Annotated in this window: 20 protein-coding genes and 4 tRNA genes; 14 read left to right on the top strand and 10 right to left on the bottom strand. The window is 58.3% G+C overall.

Annotated elements, in window-relative coordinates; genetic code table 11:
* Positions 1–4: 4 nt before the first annotated feature.
* Positions 5–1,342 (bottom strand): prephenate-dependent tRNA uridine(34) hydroxylase TrhP, encoded by a 1,338-nt coding sequence (gene trhP, locus H8B20_RS15790; RefSeq protein ID WP_210623791.1) that lies wholly within the window; start codon positions 1,340–1,342, stop codon positions 5–7.
* A 156-nt stretch (positions 1,343–1,498) separates the two neighbouring features.
* Here trhP and H8B20_RS15785 point away from each other — a divergent pair, with 156 nt between their 5' ends.
* Entirely contained in the window at positions 1,499–2,560 is a 1,062-nt protein-coding gene (locus H8B20_RS15785; RefSeq protein ID WP_042560039.1) for an AI-2E family transporter, read from the top strand.
* Here H8B20_RS15785 and H8B20_RS15780 read toward each other — a convergent pair.
* From H8B20_RS15780 to H8B20_RS15770, 3 genes are all read right to left on the bottom strand, one after another.
* Positions 2,557–2,739 (bottom strand): hypothetical protein, encoded by a 183-nt coding sequence (locus H8B20_RS15780; protein ID WP_210623790.1) that lies wholly within the window; start codon positions 2,737–2,739, stop codon positions 2,557–2,559. The two genes, H8B20_RS15785 and H8B20_RS15780, sit on opposite strands and share 4 nt — an antisense overlap.
* A 102-nt stretch (positions 2,740–2,841) precedes the next feature.
* On the bottom strand, positions 2,842–3,036 hold the full coding sequence (locus H8B20_RS15775; RefSeq protein WP_016984641.1) for a hypothetical protein: 195 nt from the start codon (positions 3,034–3,036) through the stop codon (positions 2,842–2,844).
* Positions 3,037–3,263: 227 nt separating this feature from the next.
* A complete protein-coding gene (locus tag H8B20_RS15770) occupies positions 3,264–3,623 on the bottom strand; it encodes a hypothetical protein (RefSeq protein WP_042560037.1) in 360 nt (119 codons plus the stop codon).
* Between the two features lie 255 nt (positions 3,624–3,878).
* Here H8B20_RS15770 and H8B20_RS15765 point away from each other — a divergent pair, with 255 nt between their 5' ends.
* Entirely contained in the window at positions 3,879–4,697 is an 819-nt protein-coding gene (locus tag H8B20_RS15765; RefSeq protein WP_042560036.1) for a shikimate 5-dehydrogenase, read from the top strand.
* Positions 4,698–4,897: 200 nt separating this feature from the next.
* Complete coding sequence (locus tag H8B20_RS15760) at positions 4,898–5,416, top strand: cupin domain-containing protein (protein ID WP_210623789.1); 519 nt, start codon at positions 4,898–4,900, stop codon at positions 5,414–5,416.
* A 70-nt stretch (positions 5,417–5,486) separates the two neighbouring features.
* Here H8B20_RS15760 and H8B20_RS15755 read toward each other — a convergent pair whose 3' ends face one another.
* Positions 5,487–6,134 (bottom strand): YceH family protein, encoded by a 648-nt coding sequence (locus H8B20_RS15755; RefSeq protein ID WP_210623788.1) that lies wholly within the window; start codon positions 6,132–6,134, stop codon positions 5,487–5,489.
* Positions 6,135–6,259: 125 nt separating this feature from the next.
* Here H8B20_RS15755 and H8B20_RS15750 point away from each other — a divergent pair, with 125 nt between their 5' ends.
* Entirely contained in the window at positions 6,260–6,769 is a 510-nt protein-coding gene (locus H8B20_RS15750) for a DUF1993 domain-containing protein (protein ID WP_042560033.1), read from the top strand.
* Positions 6,770–6,999: 230 nt separating this feature from the next.
* Here the strand turns inward: H8B20_RS15750 and sstT are convergent, their stop codons facing one another.
* Entirely contained in the window at positions 7,000–8,232 is a 1,233-nt protein-coding gene (gene sstT, locus H8B20_RS15745; protein WP_210623787.1) for a serine/threonine transporter SstT, read from the bottom strand.
* 335 nt (positions 8,233–8,567) lie between these two features.
* Between sstT and H8B20_RS15740 the strand changes: the two genes are divergently transcribed.
* A complete protein-coding gene (locus H8B20_RS15740; protein ID WP_210623786.1) occupies positions 8,568–9,731 on the top strand; it encodes an MFS transporter in 1,164 nt (387 codons plus the stop codon).
* Here H8B20_RS15740 and nhaR read toward each other — a convergent pair.
* The gene (gene nhaR / locus H8B20_RS15735; RefSeq protein ID WP_042560030.1) at positions 9,726–10,625 is read right to left on the bottom strand and encodes a transcriptional activator NhaR; all 900 of its coding nucleotides are present in this window, start codon (positions 10,623–10,625) and stop codon (positions 9,726–9,728) included. The two genes, H8B20_RS15740 and nhaR, sit on opposite strands and share 6 nt — an antisense overlap.
* Before the next feature lie 136 nt (positions 10,626–10,761).
* Between nhaR and H8B20_RS15730 the strand changes: the two genes are divergently transcribed.
* Together H8B20_RS15730 and H8B20_RS15725 are read left to right on the top strand one after the other, a co-directional pair.
* Positions 10,762–11,004, top strand: a complete 243-nt coding sequence (locus tag H8B20_RS15730; RefSeq protein WP_042560029.1) for a hypothetical protein — start codon at positions 10,762–10,764, stop codon at positions 11,002–11,004.
* 29 nt (positions 11,005–11,033) lie between these two features.
* Positions 11,034–11,783, top strand: coding sequence for a TerC family protein (locus H8B20_RS15725; RefSeq protein ID WP_200611884.1), 750 nt, complete (start codon positions 11,034–11,036; stop codon positions 11,781–11,783).
* Between the two features lie 156 nt (positions 11,784–11,939).
* Here the strand turns inward: H8B20_RS15725 and H8B20_RS15720 are convergent, their stop codons facing one another.
* A complete protein-coding gene (locus H8B20_RS15720; protein ID WP_210623785.1) occupies positions 11,940–12,107 on the bottom strand; it encodes a hypothetical protein in 168 nt (55 codons plus the stop codon).
* A gap of 179 nt (positions 12,108–12,286) precedes the next feature.
* On the opposite strand from H8B20_RS15720, the gene H8B20_RS15715 reads away from it, so the two are divergent.
* The 3 genes from H8B20_RS15715 to H8B20_RS15705 all read left to right on the top strand — a co-directional run bounded on the left by H8B20_RS15715 (position 12,287) and on the right by H8B20_RS15705 (position 13,524).
* On the top strand, positions 12,287–13,012 hold the full coding sequence (locus tag H8B20_RS15715; protein ID WP_210623784.1) for a peptidase C39 family protein: 726 nt from the start codon (positions 12,287–12,289) through the stop codon (positions 13,010–13,012).
* An 89-nt stretch (positions 13,013–13,101) separates the two neighbouring features.
* A complete protein-coding gene (locus H8B20_RS15710; protein ID WP_042560025.1) occupies positions 13,102–13,308 on the top strand; it encodes a DUF6021 family protein in 207 nt (68 codons plus the stop codon).
* Positions 13,309–13,320: 12 nt separating this feature from the next.
* Entirely contained in the window at positions 13,321–13,524 is a 204-nt protein-coding gene (locus tag H8B20_RS15705) for a hypothetical protein (protein WP_042560024.1), read from the top strand.
* A 55-nt stretch (positions 13,525–13,579) separates the two neighbouring features.
* Here the strand turns inward: H8B20_RS15705 and pbpG are convergent, their stop codons facing one another.
* Positions 13,580–14,518 carry a D-alanyl-D-alanine endopeptidase gene (gene pbpG / locus H8B20_RS15700; protein WP_210623783.1) on the bottom strand — a complete coding sequence of 313 codons (939 nt, stop codon included), beginning with the start codon at positions 14,516–14,518 and terminating at the stop codon, positions 13,580–13,582.
* Between the two features lie 230 nt (positions 14,519–14,748).
* On the bottom strand, positions 14,749–15,603 hold the full coding sequence (folD, locus tag H8B20_RS15695; RefSeq protein WP_210623782.1) for a bifunctional methylenetetrahydrofolate dehydrogenase/methenyltetrahydrofolate cyclohydrolase FolD: 855 nt from the start codon (positions 15,601–15,603) through the stop codon (positions 14,749–14,751).
* A gap of 275 nt (positions 15,604–15,878) precedes the next feature.
* Here folD and H8B20_RS15690 point away from each other — a divergent pair.
* The 4 genes from H8B20_RS15690 (at position 15,879) to H8B20_RS15675 (ending at position 16,357) form a co-directional block, all read left to right on the top strand.
* Positions 15,879–15,955 (top strand) — tRNA-Arg (locus tag H8B20_RS15690).
* Between the two features lie 32 nt (positions 15,956–15,987).
* A tRNA-His gene (locus H8B20_RS15685) sits at positions 15,988–16,063 on the top strand.
* A 57-nt stretch (positions 16,064–16,120) separates the two neighbouring features.
* Positions 16,121–16,205 (top strand) — tRNA-Leu (locus H8B20_RS15680).
* A 76-nt stretch (positions 16,206–16,281) separates the two neighbouring features.
* A tRNA-His gene (locus H8B20_RS15675) sits at positions 16,282–16,357 on the top strand.
* Positions 16,358–16,397 lie beyond the last annotated feature (40 nt).

The following is a 16,397-nucleotide window of genomic DNA, read 5'->3' as shown; positions in this document are numbered from 1 at the left end:
CTGGTTAGTTTGGCTTGAGGTCGCGCATCAACAACCCGAAGCGCAAATCCACCCCGTCCGGAATCGGCACGAACACCGTGTGCCCATCCCCCGGCGCCACCTCGACAGCTTCACCCTTGAGGTTGCGCAGTTCCTGCAGATCAAAATGAAAGTTGCCCTCGGGCGTCATCAATTCCAGATGATCGCCCAGCGCAAAACGGTTCTTCACCTTGACTTCGGCCAATCCGTCACGCCGCTCGCCGGTCAACTCCCCGACAAACTGCTGTCGCTCCGAGACCGAGCTGCCATGCAGATAATTCTGGTACTCGTCATGCACATGGCGACGCAGGAAACCCTCGGTGTAGCCGCGCTGGGCCAGTGATTCCAGATCGTTCATCAGGCTGCGATCGAACTCGCGCCCGGCCACCGCATCATCAATTGCCCGGCGATACACCTGCGTGGTGCGCGCGCAGTAAAAGTGCGATTTGGTCCGGCCCTCGATTTTCAGTGAATACACGCCCATGCGGGTCAGGCGCTCGACGTGCTGTACCGCGCGCAGATCCTTGGCGTTCATGATGTAGGTGCCGTGCTCATCCTCGAAAGCGGGCATCAATTCGTCAGGGCGATTGGCTTCCTGCAGCAGAAACACCTGATCGGTCGGCGCGCCAAGGCCCAGGGTTGGCTCGGGCTGGAAGGTCTGGACGATCTCGCCCAGCTGATTCTCCGTGGCCTCCTGCGCCGAGTATTTCCAGCGGCAGGCGTTGGTGCAGGTGCCCTGATTGGCGTCACGTTTGTTCATATAACCCGAGAGCAGGCAACGTCCGGAATAGGCCATGCACAGGGCACCGTGAACGAACACCTCCAGCTCCATGCCCGGCACTTGCTCGCGGATTTCGGCGATTTCTTCCAGCGACAGTTCGCGGGACAGGATGATCCGGCTCAGGCCCTGTTGCTGCCAGAACTCGACGCTCGCCCAGTTCACCGTGTTGGCCTGCACCGAAAGGTGGATCGGCATCTGCGGGTAATGCCGGCGCACCAGCATGATCAGCCCCGGATCTGACATGATCAGCGCGTCCGGCGCCATCTCGATGACTGGTGCCAGGTCCTTGAGAAAGGTCTTGAGCTTGGCATTGTGCGGCGCGATGTTGACCACCACGTAGAAGCGCTTGCCCTGCGCCTGCGCTTCACGAATACCCAGTGCCAGATTGGCGTGATCGAATTCATTGTTGCGCACCCGCAGGCTGTAGCGCGGCTGGCCGGCGTAAACCGCATCGGCACCGTAGGCGAAGGCGTAACGCATGTTTTTCAAGGTGCCGGCGGGGGCGAGCAGTTCGGGGGCGGCGAGAGTGAGGGTGGGAGTCATGGCGGCAGCGCTCGCAAAAGCGCGGCAGGGTAGTGCGGTTGTCTGCGGGGTTTATTGATCTGGATCTATGCTCCTTGAATAAAGATGGCACTCGCGCGGTTGGCGGCTGACTAAGTTGGGCTGGCGTGCATGGCGCCTGACTGACATGGACTGGACATGAACCAAAAAAGTATTCAATTCAAATCGCTGACGGTGTTGCTGTTACTGGTGACGGTGGCCTTCATCTGGATTCTGTTGCCGTTCTATGGCGCGGTGTTCTGGGCGGTGATCCTCGGCATTCTGTTTGCGCCGATGCAGCGCCGGTTGCAGGCCCGATTCGGCTGGCAGCGCAACCTGACGTCGCTGTGTACGTTGAGTGTCTGCCTGGTGATTGCGATTTTGCCCGTGATCATCATCAGCGTGTTGCTGGTCCAGGAAGGGGCGATGGTCTACAAGAACATCGAGAGTGGCGAGCTGGATGTCGCGGCTTATCTGGCGCAGTTCAAGCAGAGTCTGCCGCCGTACTTCCAGCATTTGCTGGACCGTTTCGGCATGGGCGAGCTGAACGGCTTGCGCGACAAAATCGTCAAGTCGGCGATGCAGGGCAGCCAGGTGCTGGCCACTCAGGCATTCAGTTTTGGCCAGGGTACGTTCGAGTTTGTGGTGAGTTTCTTCATCATGCTCTATCTGCTGTTCTTCTTTCTGCGTGACGGCCCGGAACTGGCGCGCAAGATACGCACCGCCGTACCGCTGGAAGAGAGTCACAAGCGACGCCTGCAGCTGAAGTTCAACCGCGTGGTGCGGGCAACGGTGAAGGGCAACCTGGTGGTCGCGGTCACGCAAGGCGCGCTGGGCGGCGCAATCTTCTGGTTTCTCGACATCCCCAGCGCGCTGCTGTGGGCGGTATTGATGGCGTTTCTGTCGCTGTTGCCCGCTGTCGGAGCCGGGATCGTCTGGGCACCGGTGGCGGTCTATTTCCTGCTCAGCAACATGATCTGGCAGGGTGTCGTGCTCGGCTTGTTCGGCATTTTCGTGATCGGGCTGGTCGATAACGTGCTGCGCCCGATTCTGGTCGGCAAGGACACGCGCATGCCCGACTACCTGATCCTGATCTCGACCTTGGGCGGTCTGGCGGTATTCGGCTTGAACGGGTTCGTGATCGGGCCTTTGATTGCCGCGCTGTTCATGTCCAGCTGGGCGCTGTTTATCGAGACCAAGCCCAAGGTGCAGTTGCCTTAAACCCGGAACCGCGCGCCGGCGACCTGTTGCGACAGTGCCTGCGCTGCCGGCAAGGACGTGAGCGGGCCGCTGATCGGCTCGCCGTCACGCACCAGATACCAGCAGGCGAGCAATCCCAGCTCTCTGAGTGAGGCGGGAACGGCGCTGCCAATAACGGACATGATTTGAACCTGAGCCATGACAAGGACCTCCATCAATCGATGGCGCTACCTTAGGGACTCGGCGTTCTCAGTGACAATCAACGCTTTCGATAGTGGTCATTGATAACAGTGAGGGCTGTTTCAATCGACCACTTGATCAAGCATGTGCATCACTTCACGCTCATTGAGCAGCCCTTTGTGCACGAGGTTCTCGGCCAGCAGCGAAAGAAACTTGGCGCAGCGGTGGCCTTCCAGGTGCTTGAGCTCGGTCAGCGCGCTGTACACCTTGCTGGAGGTGCACAAGCCGACGATGCGGTGCGGATTTTGTGTTGGCATGGAGTCGTCCTTGTTGTTATCAACCTGTTGTTTACGGACGGATTCAGCTTGCGGTTCCGTCATGACAAATAAATGACCGTTCGATGTTTCCCCAGCGGTCAAATCCATCATGCCGACTTTAGCTGTTGAAACTGTCCTCACAGCGACCTTGGCGAGATTTTTTCAGACGCTGGCCGACAGACGGTCACAAAAAAGCCCCGCTATCAAGGCGGGGCTTTGTGTTTCGGTTACCAGCGTGGGCCACCGTAGTAACCGTGTGGCCGACCGTAATAACCGCGAGGCGGGCCGTAATAGACGGGCGCCTGTTGGATATATACCGGTTGCTGCACATACACCGGTGCCGGTTGGTAATAAACCGGTGGGGGCGGCTGTTGCACGTAAACCGGTTGTGGCTGAACGTAAACCGGTTGTTGCTGGACATACACCGGTCGATCCTGATTGATCAGCGCCGAGCCGATGATGGCCGAGCCGACGATCGCGCCAAACACCGCAGGGCCTTGCCAGCCATGGCCACCACCGGCTTCTGCCTGTCCTGTGACAGCGAGTGCGCCAATCAACATTGCCATGATGGAGAGTTTACGAATCATGATAATTCCTCGGTTCTTCGACCCGGCGGCAGGGCCTGCACCAGGCCCGCAGTCGTCGCGGGGATACTTCTAAGACAGCGATTTTTTGAAATTCAGCACAGCCGCCAGGTAAATTTTGTGTAAGGTCTGTACCGTTTTCTTTACCGGACGCTCAACGCTAACGTCATCGCGTACAGACACGCCGATATGATCGAACAGAACCCGATGGGCTGGCTAATCCCGCCCATCCGAAAGTGCGTTTGAAGGAGAAGTTTCATGCAGATGAACCCGAACAAAGACACCCAGCTGTGCATGTCCCTGTCCGGCCGGCCGGGTAATTTCGGTCTGCGTTTTCATAACCATTTGTATGAGCAGTTGGGCCTGAATTTCTACTACAAGGCCTTCGCCAGCAAGGATCTGACCGGCGCAGTCAGTGGGATTCGCGCGCTGGGCATCCGTGGTTGCGGAGTGTCGATGCCGTTCAAGGAGGCCAGTATTGCGCTGGTCGATGAGCTGGACGCGTCGGCGGCGGCGATTCAGTCGATCAATACCATCGTCAACACCCATGGCCATCTCAAGGCTTACAACACTGACTACATTGCCATCGCACAACTGCTGGAAACCCACGCGGTGCCCAAGGAATCGACCTTCGCCCTGCGCGGCAGCGGTGGCATGGCCAAGGCCGTGGCCAGTGCCCTGCGTGATGGTGGCTACAAAAACGGTTTGATCGTCGCCCGCAACGAGCGCGCCGGGCGTGCACTTGCAGACTCGCTGGGTTATCGCTGGCTGGCAGCATTGGGCGATGAGCGCCCGCAGATGCTGATCAACGTCACTCCGGTCGGTATGGACGGTGGCCCGGAAGCAGGGCAACTGGCGTTTGAGCCTGAGGTGATCAACGCGGCGCAGACTGTGTTTGATGTGGTGGCGATTCCTTCGGAAACGCCGCTGATCGTGCGCGGACGGGCTGAAGGCAAGCGAGTGATCACCGGGCTGGAGGTGATTGCGATCCAGGCGCTGGAGCAGTTTGTGCTTTATACCGGGGTGCGGCCGACCGAAGAGCAGTTTCAGGCGGCGGTGGAGTTTGCGCGTAGCTGAAAGTCATGCGGTGAATGAGCTGGCCCCATCGCTGGCAAGCCAGCTCCCACAGGAATCTCGGTGAACACAATACCTGCGTATCACCAAGACCCAATGTGGGAATTGGCTTGCCAGCGATGGGGTCACTGCGGTGCATCGGGTTGCCTATACTGCTTCGCCAGCAAGGCCAGACTTGCCCACCCACAAAAACCGAGGTCAGCATGCACCCGCGCATTCTCAATCTGCATCAGGTCGAACTCGAACCGCTGCCCGAAGCCCTGTCCCCCGAAGGCGAGACCGCCGCACGTTACCAGCAACGCTCAGCGCGGATTGGCCAGCAACTCGGTGCCCAGAAACTCGGGTATCGCCTGTATGCACTGCCACCGGGTATGCGCGGCAGCCCGTTTCACAGCCATCGGGTCAACGAGGAAATGTTCTACGTGGTGGCCGGGGAAGGCGAGGTGCGTCTTGGCGCCGAGCGATTCCCGATCCGGGAAGGTGATGTCATTGCCTGTCCGCCGGGCGGCCCGGAGATGGCGCATCAGATCATCAATACCAGCGCGGGCGAACTGCGCTATCTGGCAGTCAGCACTCAGCAGCAGCCGGATATTTGCGAATACCCGGATTCGAATAAATATGCGGTGATGGACAATTTCACGGTCGATGCCGAAGGCAATGCGTCAGGCTTTGTCGCTGTGGCGCGACAGGCGGATGGGGTGGATTACTGGGATGGCGAATAACACGCACGTCTTAACGTCGGATATTTCCTGTGGGAGCTAGCCTGCTGGCTCCCACACTGATTTCAGATGCTTATTCCAGCCGCGCCAGACGCTCTTCCAGCGCCGCAATCCGCGCCTCAAGCTCTTCGATACGCTCCACCGAAACACCGCTACCCGCGCCGCGCTCCTGAGGATTCTGCCGCGCCGCCAGAATGACCTCGATATCCGCCGGATCACCCAGCGCATGGGTGTAACGATCTTCGCGCTGCCCGGCCTGACGTGGAATCAACACCGCCAGCCCGCGAGCAATCAGGCGCTCGAGCTGATGCAACACCTGCTCGGCATCTTCGAAATCATGCATGCGCCCGCTGCGGGTCAGCAGTTCGTTGATGGTTTGCGGGCCGCGCAGAAACAGCAGCCCCGTCAGGATCACCTGCGCCGGCACCAGTTCCAGCGCCTTGTCGACCTTGTGCTCCCAGCGGTCGGCACGACTGCCCATGACAAGCTTGGCAAAACCGCGACCTTCCAGAGCGCGCAGGCTCTGGCCAACCTGGCCCTGGGTCAGGTTCATCACCGGTTCACGGCTGGTTTTCTGATTGCAGGCGGTGACCAATGCGTTGAGGGTCAACGGGTAGGTTTCCGGGCTGGTGGCCTGTTTCTCGATCAACGAACCGAGGATACGGATTTCCGTGGCGTTAAGCCGTGGCTCGTCGAAGGTGGATTCTGGTTCGGTGGTCATCGCGCGTTCCCTCAGCAGTCGAAGGCGCCTAGCGTAATCCTTGCCAAACAAAAGGCAAGCCGTGTGGTCATCAAGCATGGCTATAATCGCCCCCATGTTCCACCCAGCCACTACACGAGACTGCCATGACCATTTCCCTGTACGCCGCATCCGTCCCGGTTTTTCAACAAATGCTCAACGCCCTGAGCGATGTCCTGAAAAAGGCTGAAGCCCACGCCACCGAGAAAAACATCGACCCGAACGCCTTCCTGCAAGCGCGCCTGTACCCGGACATGTTCCCGCTGACCCGTCAGGTGCAGATTGCCGTGGACTTCGCCAAAGGTGTTTCCGCGCGTCTGGCTGAAGTCGAACTGCCGAAGTACGACGACAGCGAAACCACCTTCGCCGAGCTGCAAGCCCTGATCGCCAAAGTCCTGGCCTTCATCGGCGAGATCAAGCCAGAGCAGATCGATGGCAAGGAAGGCATCGAAATCGTTACCCGTCCAGGCACACCGAAAGAGAAGCGCTTCAGTGGCCAGTCCTACCTGCTGACCTACGGTCTGCCGCAGTTCTTCTTCCACGTCACCACCACTTACGCCTTGCTGCGTCACAACGGTGTTGAAGTGGGTAAACGCGATTACATGGGCGCGTTCTAAATCGCCAAGAGCCCCTCTCCCAGGGGGAGAGGGGACTGATCCGGTTGTCTTCTCGAGCTGCGCCGACCTGATTTATCGAGTCGAACTCAGGTTTTGAACAGCACCCAAATCAGCTCCCTTTTCCCCTCGCCCCCCCGGGGGGAGAGGGATGGGGTGAGGGGACCGCGATTTCAGCCACAAAAAAGCCCGCCAAGGTTCACACCTTGGCGGGCTTTTTATTGCAGCAAAAATTACGCGGTGCGTTGGGCTTTCTCTTCCTCACCCAGGCACGCCGCTGCGGTAAACAGCACGTCGGTGGAGGAGTTCAGCGCGGTTTCGGCGGAATCCTGCAGCACGCCAATAATGAAACCTACCGCGACCACCTGCATGGCGATCTCGCTTGGAATGCCAAACAGGCTGCACGCCAGCGGGATCAGCAACAGCGAGCCACCGGCCACACCCGAAGCGCCGCAGGCGCAGATCGCGGCGACGACACTCAGCAGGATCGCCGTCGGAATATCCACGGCAATGCCCAGCGTGTGCACTGCGGCCAGGGTCAGCACGGTGATGGTGATTGCCGCGCCGGCCATGTTGATCGTCGCGCCCAGCGGGATCGATACCGAGTACGTGTCTTCGTGCAGGCCCAGACGCTTGCTCAATTCCAGGTTGACCGGAATGTTCGCCGCCGAACTGCGGGTGAAGAATGCAGTGATGCCGCTTTCGCGCAGGCACTTGAGGGTCAGCGGATACGGGTTACGACGCAGCTTCCAGAACACGATCAGCGGATTCATCACCAGCGCCACGAACAGCATGCAGCCCAGTAGCACCGCCAGCAGGTGCGCATAACCGACCAGCGCGCCGAAGCCGGACGTAGCCAGCGTCGAAGCGACCAGGCCGAAGATCCCCAGTGGGGCGAAGCGAATCACCACGCGCACGATTACCGTGACACCGTTGGACAGATCACCCAGCACTTCGCGGGTAGTGTCGCCGGCATGACGAATCGCGATGCCCATGCCGATCGCCCAGGCCAGAATGCCGATGAAGTTGGCGTTCATCAGCGCACTCACCGGGTTATCCACCACGCTGAGCAGCAGGCTTTGCAGCACTTCACCGATACCGCCCGGCGCGGATACCGCAACGTTCTCGGTGGCCAGTACCAGATTCGACGGGAACAACATGCTCGCGACCACAGCCACCGCTGCTGCGGAGAAGGTGCCCAGCAGGTAAAGGAACAGAATCGGACGGATGTGAGTTTCCTGGCCGTGCTTGTGGTTGGCGATCGACGCCATGACCAGCACGAACACCAGAATCGGCGCCACGGCTTTCAATGCCGAAACGAACACCTTGCCGATAAACGCCGTCGATTTCGCCGCTTCCGGCGCGAACATCGCCAAGACGATACCGGCAATCAGGCCGATCACGATCTGCGTGACGAGGCTCAGGTTTTTCAAGCGTTGCAATAGAGAAGGGGATGAAGCGGTCATGACGGCATCTCTGTTTTTTTATTGGGTACAAGGTTGCGTGAGGCGGTGGCAAAACCAGGGCAGACCACCACCACGCAGCGAAAGTGTTGACGCAATTTCAACGTCCTTAAACAGGCCGCTGAACGGGTGTACGTTTTTCAGGGCGCGGACTTTATCACAGCGTAGGCCTTATCCTTCAGGCATGTGACGATCTGCCACCCGATCTGTCAGCAAGATAGACCGGTTTGTGCAAGTCAGTCCGGACACACTCTGTTAAGATCGCGCATCCTCATTTTAAAGTTCTGCCAGCGGGCCTTCCGGTCATCGCTGGTGTCGTCGTTTCGTTGGAGTTTCCCATGCTGTTTCCCATCCTTCTGTTGTCCGCCGCCGGTTTCACGGTGCTGACCACGGAATTCGTTATCGTCGGCCTGCTACCGGCGATAGCCCGAGACCTTGAGGTCACCATCCCGCAGGCCGGTCTGCTGGTGACTCTATTCGCTTTTACCGTGGCGATGTTCGGCCCATTCTTGACCGCGTATTTCGCTCGCTTCGAGCGGCGCAAGCTGTTTATCAGCATCCTGATCATGTTCGGTCTGGCCAATACCGTGGCCGCACTGGCGCCCAATATCTGGGTGATGGCGATTGCCCGGTTGATCCCGGCGCTGGGGCTGCCGGTGTTCTGGGCGCTGGCCAGTGAAACGGCGGTGGACATCGTCGGCCCGGACTTTGCCGGTCGAGCCATCGCCAAGATCGGCTTCGGCATTGTCTGCGCCACGGTGTTCGGTATTCCGGTCGGCACCTTGATATCCGATGCATTCGGCTGGCGCAGCGCGTTTGGCATTCTGGCGGTGATCGCCTTTGCCAAGGCATTGCTGCTGTTTGTGTATCTGCCGAAAACCGATCTGCACCAGCATCAGGTCAGCTTCAGCTCGCAGTTCAAGATCTTGCGCAGCCCGCTGATGATCGGCCACGTCGTGTTGTCGATTCTGGTGTTCAGCGGCATGTTCACCGTTTACACCTATCTGGCCGACATCCTTGAACGGCTCGCCGGTTTCAACGGCACAGTGGTTGGCTGGTGCCTGATGGGCTTCGGCGCGGTCGGCTTGATCGGCAACTCGTTGGGTGGTCGTGCAGTGGACCGCCATCCGCTGGGAGCGTCGGTTTTGTTCTGTGCGTTCATGATTGCCGGCATGGTGTCGCTGGTGCCGAACATTCATTCGCCGCTGGGTTTGACGGTTGCGATGGGGATCTGGGGCGTGACTCAGGCGGCGTTGTTCCTGGTCAGCCATGTGCGCCTGATGAAAGCCGCGCCTGAAGCGCCGGCCTTCGCCGCATCGCTGAACATCGCCGGGGCCAACCTGGGAATCGGTCTGGGCGCGATGGTCGGCGGCCGGGTCATCGACAGCGCAGGTCTGGGCTTCCTCGGGTTTGCCGCCGCAGGGTTCATTCTGCTGTCGGTGTTCCTCGCCATGGTGCTGATGACGCTCAAGCCGCGCGACGTCTGCGTCGAGGCTTCATAACGCGGTAAACAGCTCGCGTCGGGCACCTTCGGTAATCGCAACGATGCCGGGGTGCTTGACCTTGCGCTCCACGGATATGGCATAGAACGACTCGGTCACCGCGTCGGTCTGGCCGATCAGCTGAACGCCGTACTGGCGCTTCACTTCCTCGGCAATCACGCTGGGGCCGATAAAAATCCCGCTGCCCGATTGGCCGAAGGCCTGCATCAAGGCACTGTCATCGAACTCGCCGACGATTTGCGGCTGGATCTGCTGCTCGGCAAACCAGCGCTGCAACCGACTGCGCACCACGGTTTCCGGTCCGGGAATCAACAGCGGTGCGCCGTGCAGACTGCGCGGAAAATCCTGACCGAAGCGCGCAGCCAGTTCGGCGGTCGCGAAGAAACTGATCCCGCACTCACCGAGTTTCTGGCTGTAGCCCTTGATGTCGAGGTGTGATGGCATCGGGCTGTCGGAAATCACCAGATCCAGGCGCTGGATCGCCAGATCCGCCAGCAATCGCTCGAGTTTGTCTTCGCGGCAGGTGATGCGCAGTGGTTCGTTCAGCTCCATGGTTGGCGCGATCAGGCGATAGACGATGGATTTCGGCACCACGTCTGCAACACCAACGCGGAACAGGATCTGCTGTTCGTTGGGCTGGGCGCGCAGCATCAGTTCCAGTTCACCGCCCAGTTGAAACATCTGCTCGGCGTAGGGCAGGGCCTGACGCCCGGCCTCGGTGAGCTCCAGTTGCCGGCCAACCCGTCTGAACAATTCAATACCGTAAGTTTGCTCAAGCAGGGAAATCTGCCCGCTGATAGTCTGTGGCGTCAGGTTCAGCTGCTCGCAGGCACGCACGATGCTGCCGGTCTTGGCGACCACCCAGAAATAATGCAGTTGTCGGTAATTGAGCATTAGCGGCTCCGTCAGTTCGTAAAAACCGAAGTATAGCCGCTAAAAATACGAATTTTCCTGAAGTGTTTCGCTCCCTAGAATGCCCAGCCATCGAGGGTCGGTCTGTGACCCTGACTGTTTATTCCAAGGAAGCCTCATGAAATACACATTCCCTGTGTTGATGTTTACGTCTTTACTGGTTCTGACCGGTTGCGATCAGGCCGAGAAAAGCGCTCAGCAGTTGATGGGCAAAGCGGCCGAAAGCGCCAAGCAAGCCATCGACGACACCCACAAGGCTGCCGAGCAAGCAATCAGCGACGCCACTGGCGGGCTGATCGAGAAAAAAGAACCATCGGAAAAAGACTCGGAAACTTCCGAATCTTCCTCCAAGACCATCTAAATCGTCTTACACAGAGTCAGGACTGACCCATGGAATATCTGTTAGAACTCGCCGCCAGCCCCACCGCCTGGGTTGCCTTGGCCACACTGGTCGTGATGGAGATCGTGCTCGGCATCGATAACCTGATCTTCATTTCGATCCTGACCAACAAGTTGCCTGAGCAGCATCGCCAGAAGGCGCGGCGCATTGGTATCGGCATGGCGTTGATTCTGCGTCTGGCGCTGTTGAGCACCATCGCGTTCATCGTGCAGTTGACCGAGCCGGTGATTGACATCCTCGGCCAGGCTTTCTCCTGGAAGGACATGATCCTGATTGCCGGTGGTCTGTTCCTCGTCTGGAAAGCCACGACCGAGATCCATCACAGCATGGACCCGGCGCCGGAAGACCCGAAGTCGGCCACCTCGACGGTCACGCTGGGCTTTGCTGCGGCTATCGGCCAGATCCTGGTGCTCGACATGGTGTTCTCGATCGACAGCATCATCACTGCGGTCGGCATGACCGAACACTTGCCGATCATGATCATCGCGGTCGTGGCCTCGGTACTGGTGATGTTGTTGGCTGCTGATCCGCTGGCCAAGTTCATCAACGACAACCCGACGGTGGTGATGCTGGCCCTGGGCTTCCTGATCATGATCGGCATGACGCTGATCGCCGAAGGCTTCGGCGCCCACGTACCGAAAGGTTATGTGTATGCGGCCATGGCGTTCTCGGCCGGGATTGAAGTGCTGAACATGCTGTCGCGTCGTGCCAAGCAGAAGAAGCTGGCCGCGCAGGCGTAATAGCTGAAAGACAAAAGGCCGCTTGAACTCCTGGAGTTCAGGCGGTTTTTTTTCGACTGAAGATTTGTGGTGTCTATTCGAACCCGCCCGTCATCGCGCCGCCCGCCCAGACCTCTCACGAGGGAGAGGGCCAGGGTGAAGGGCTTTCAGCATTTTTTAATGCGCTGTGGCGTGACGTACGCGATGCTTGTCAACCTTATCTACCGGCGTGGTCTGAACCGGATGATGATGGCGCCGCGCAATCCGCAGCACTCCCCAAAGCATGGCGGTGGCCACAGCCAGCCAGCCGGCAATCAACATTACGATGGTCATGGTCAGGCTCATCAGTGCCTCCTCTTTGCCCTGCATCGGGCGCCCACTTTTCAGTTCGTTCTGTCTCAGTGACAGTCTAGTCACTGGGGTGTTTCAAGCTATTGACCAAAGGTCGGTGATGACCAATCAGTTTGCTCTATGCAATCGATGTGTCTGCGGTTTAAGGCTATACCGCAGCCTTGTGGCGTCCTATGATCCTTGACCTTGCCGGAACACGACGACCGGCGTCTGAACAGAGAGTGACAAAGGTGCAGGTATTTTCTCGAATTCGTGCGGCGCTGTTGGTGGCCGGATGCGCGACTGTGATGGCCGGGTGTGCGAGCACTGTCGCGCCGCAGGTCAAGCGACTGCCGGAACGGGTCGAGCTGAGCGGGACGTTCTATCGGGGCGAAGCCAATCAAAGCGGCCCGCAGGTGTTGGCCAGTCTGTTGTCGCAGCAAGGCATCGTGATCACGCCGGGCTTGCTGGAAAAACCGCTGCACCTGCCGGGTGCCGAGGACAAGCTGCAACAGAACATCCAGAACCTGGCCCGGGAATACGGCATGGTTGTGTATCCGCTGGACAAGAGCTTGCCGGCCTTGTTGACTCAGGTTGCCGCAGGGTTCCCGGTTATGGTGCGGTTCAGCGAAGGTTCGGCATTCTGGGCTGAGCCGCGTTACGCGATTCTTTCCGGTTACGACCGCAATAAACAGAAGGTGCTGCTGCGCGCGGGCATGAACCGTCGCGAGCTGATGAGCTTCAGCGCTTTTGAATCGGCCTTCGAAAAATCTGGCGGCTGGGCCATCCTGATCCAGAAACCTGCGCAGATTCCTGCGGACGTGGATCGCCAGCGCTGGCTCAAGGCTGCCGACGAGTTGTCCCAGGCGGGTCAGGAGCCCGAAGCGGCGCAAGCGCGTAAGGCGCTGGCCGCGCACTGAGTCTCCGTTCGTCATCTGCCGGGCACGACTGCGCCCGGCAGGCCTCTGAAGATGACAACCCGTTGTTCACGGGTGAACAAGGAGGCGACATGACAGATTCTCGATCCCCGCAAGGCCCGCATTCTTCCGAGCATTCCTCAGGCGATGACCTGGGGTTTGATCCGGATTCGCCGGATGTCGCCGATCCACAAGTTGATCCCGTAGGTCCCGCCAAGGCACCGCTGGATGTGGAGCCCGGTGAAGAAGAAAAGAAACCGGCCAAACCCTACGATCCTTTAGCCAATCTGAAACCTTGATGTGAGGTGCGTATGAGTACCGATTCAAGCTTCGATGACCAAAAGCCCGACAGCGTGCCGACGACGCCTGAGGAAGGCGTTGATCCAGTGCTCGATCCGGACAGCCCGATGCGCGACCCAATGGCCCGGCCCTTGGTAGCCCCTGGGCTTACGCCGGATGTGAGCAAGGGAGATGGCATTCCTGACGATGACAAGATGCCATTGCCTAACGACTGAGGCGTGTAGATGAAAAAAAGCCCCGAAAATTCGGGGCTTTTTGTTTGGGTACCTTTTACTTGGAGGCTTCAACTACGCCACTCTGGCGGCTCTTGAGGTTTTTATCGGCCTTGTACTGTTGAGCCACCGCTGGAACGTTGGCGCTCTTGCCCGTCTCAACCCAGCTGCGGATACGGCTGGCATCGGCAAAATGTGTGTATTTGCCGAATGCGTCAAGAATCACCAGCGCTACCTGACGATTGCCCATGCTCGTCACCAGCACCAAGCAATGCCCGGCCTGATTGGTGAAACCGGTCTTGGTAATCCTGATGTTCCAGTTGTCCTTGCTCACCAAATGGTTGGTGTTACGAAAACCCAGGGTGTAGTTGGGTTTGCGAAACGCTACGGTTTTTTCCTTGGTGGTGGTCAACTGAACAAGCAGCGGTTGCTTGTGCGCCGCTATCAGCAATTTGCTCAAGTCACGCGCGGTGGATACGTTGCGCGGCGACAGGCCAGTCGGCTCGACAAAGTGAGTGCTGGTCATGCCCAGTGCTTTTGCCTTGGCATTCATCGCCGCGATAAACGCTGCGTAGCCACCCGGGTAGTGATGCGCCAGGCTTGCAGCTGCGCGGTTTTCCGAAGACATCAGGGCAATCAGCAGCATCTCGCGGCGCGGCAATTCACTCTTGAGTTTGACTCGGGAGAACACGCCTCTCATTTCCGGCGTGCTGCTGATATCGACATTGATCCATTCGTCCATGTTCTGTCGGGCTTCAACCACTACCAGTCCAGTCATCAGCTTGCTGACGGAAGCGATCGGAACGATCACGTCAGGATTGCTGGAATAGATGACTTTGTTGGTCTGCATATCCATGAGCAGGGCGCTGCCGGAAGCGATCTTCAGTGTCGAAGCGTCACGTGGGGCGGCGGTGGTTTCCGCAGCATTGATCGTTGGCGTGATGAATGCGCCTGTAAATGCAAAAAACAGGCTCAGAATCGAATGACGAATTTTCACGCGGGCGAACTCATAAAAGTTGGATATTCCGTTAGTTTGTAACGGGTTATTTCTTAAAAGCATCGCATTCTAGAAGTATGGCTGAACATCTGTCGATGGTTGTTTGAATGACCTGAAAATCTCGTGAAAAGACCTGTAAAAAGAGGGGTTTCCGGCGAACGGTTAGTGTTTTTTCTCACGCATGAAAAACCCCGCACGAGGCGGGGTTCCAATGCTGCGAAAAAACCGACTTAAGCGTGCAGGGTTTCTGCCGCGTAGAGGGTGTTTTCCAGCAGGCAGGCGCGAGTCATCGGGCCCACGCCGCCTGGCACTGGCGTGATCCAGCCGGCGCGGGGCAGGGCGGTTTCGTAGACAACGTCACCGACCAGTTTGCCGTCTTCCTGACGGTTAATGCCGACGTCGATCACGATCGCGCCTTCCTTGATCCACTCGCCCTTGACCAGGCCCGGCTTGCCGGCGGCCACGACTACCAGATCGGCACGGCCAACGTGGCCGGCCAGATCCTTGGTGAAGCGGTGTGTCACGGTCACGGTGCAACCGGCCAGCAGCAGTTCCATCGCCATCGGACGACCCACAATGTTGGAGGCGCCGACAACCACCGCATCCATGCCATAAAGATCAGCACCGGTGCTTTCCAGCAGGGTGATGATGCCTTTTGGCGTGCATGGGCGCAGCAGTGGGATGCGCTGGGCCAGACGGCCGACGTTATAAGGATGGAAACCGTCTACGTCTTTGTCCGGACGGATGCGCTCCAGTAGTTTGGAGGCGTCCAGATGCTCGGGCAGCGGTAGCTGCAGCAGAATGCCGTCGATGGCCGGATCGTCGTTAAGACGGTCGACCAGATCGGTCAGCGCTTGCTGAGAGGTGTCGCTGGGCAGGTCGTAGGCTTGCGAGAGGAAGCCGACCTCTTCACAGTCTTTACGCTTGTGCGAGACATAAACCTGAGAGGCAGGATCGCTGCCGACCAGGATCACCGCGAGGCCGGGAGTGCGCAGGCCTTGCTGGCGACGCTCGGCAACTCGTTTGGCGATCTGCTGGCGCAGGCTGGCGGCGATCGATTTGCCGTCGATTAGTTGTGCAGTCATTGCGCGTGATTAACCATCGAGAGGGGAAAAAAAGAGAACGCATTCTCGCATGTCGGGCGGTGAGGGCAAAGGCGCTTGGTCAGCAAATTCCCCTAACTCCTTTAATTAAATGAATTTTTTTCAAAAAGGATTTGACGACCTTTGGAGCGCTCTATACTATTCGTCGCACTTGTCGGGCACAGCCTAGCACTGGTTAAGAAAGTAAAGCGGAATCAACGTTCCGCGGCACTGGAAAGCACTTAGTTTGTAGTCCTTTAAGAGTACAGATTAATAAGGCGCCCGTAGCTCAGCTGGATAGAGCATCCGCCTTCTAAGCGGATGGTCGCAGGTTCGAGTCCTGCCGGGTGCGCCATTAGGCAGCTTTGGCACAAGTAACGCGATATGGTGGGCGTAGCTCAGTTGGTAGAGCACGGGATTGTGACTCCCGTTGTCGTGGGTTCGATCCCCATCGTCCACCCCATATTTCGAAAAGCGCCAGATTTAACGGTCTGGCGTTTTTGTTTTAAAAGCTTCATCCGCGGATGTGGTGGAATTGGTAGACACACTGGATTTAGGTTCCAGCGCCGCGAGGCGTAAGAGTTCGAGTCTCTTCATCCGCACCAATTAAAGCTTCATTTATGCCTTTGGGCTGGTGAGGTTCAACAAAGAAGTTGTTTGGCTTTTTTGTTACGCAATATGGTGGGCGTAGCTCAGTTGGTAGAGCACGGGATTGTGACTCCCGTTGTCGTGGGTTCGATCCCCATCGTCCACCCCATATTTCGAAAGGCGCCAGATTTAACAGTCTGGCGCCTTTT

It is taken from the genome of Pseudomonas sp. P42, from assembly GCF_017973755.1.
GTDB lineage: Bacteria > Pseudomonadota > Gammaproteobacteria > Pseudomonadales > Pseudomonadaceae > Aquipseudomonas > Aquipseudomonas iridis.
Note: the sequence above shows the minus strand (reverse complement) of the source record. Positions and strands in the feature narration are given on the sequence as shown.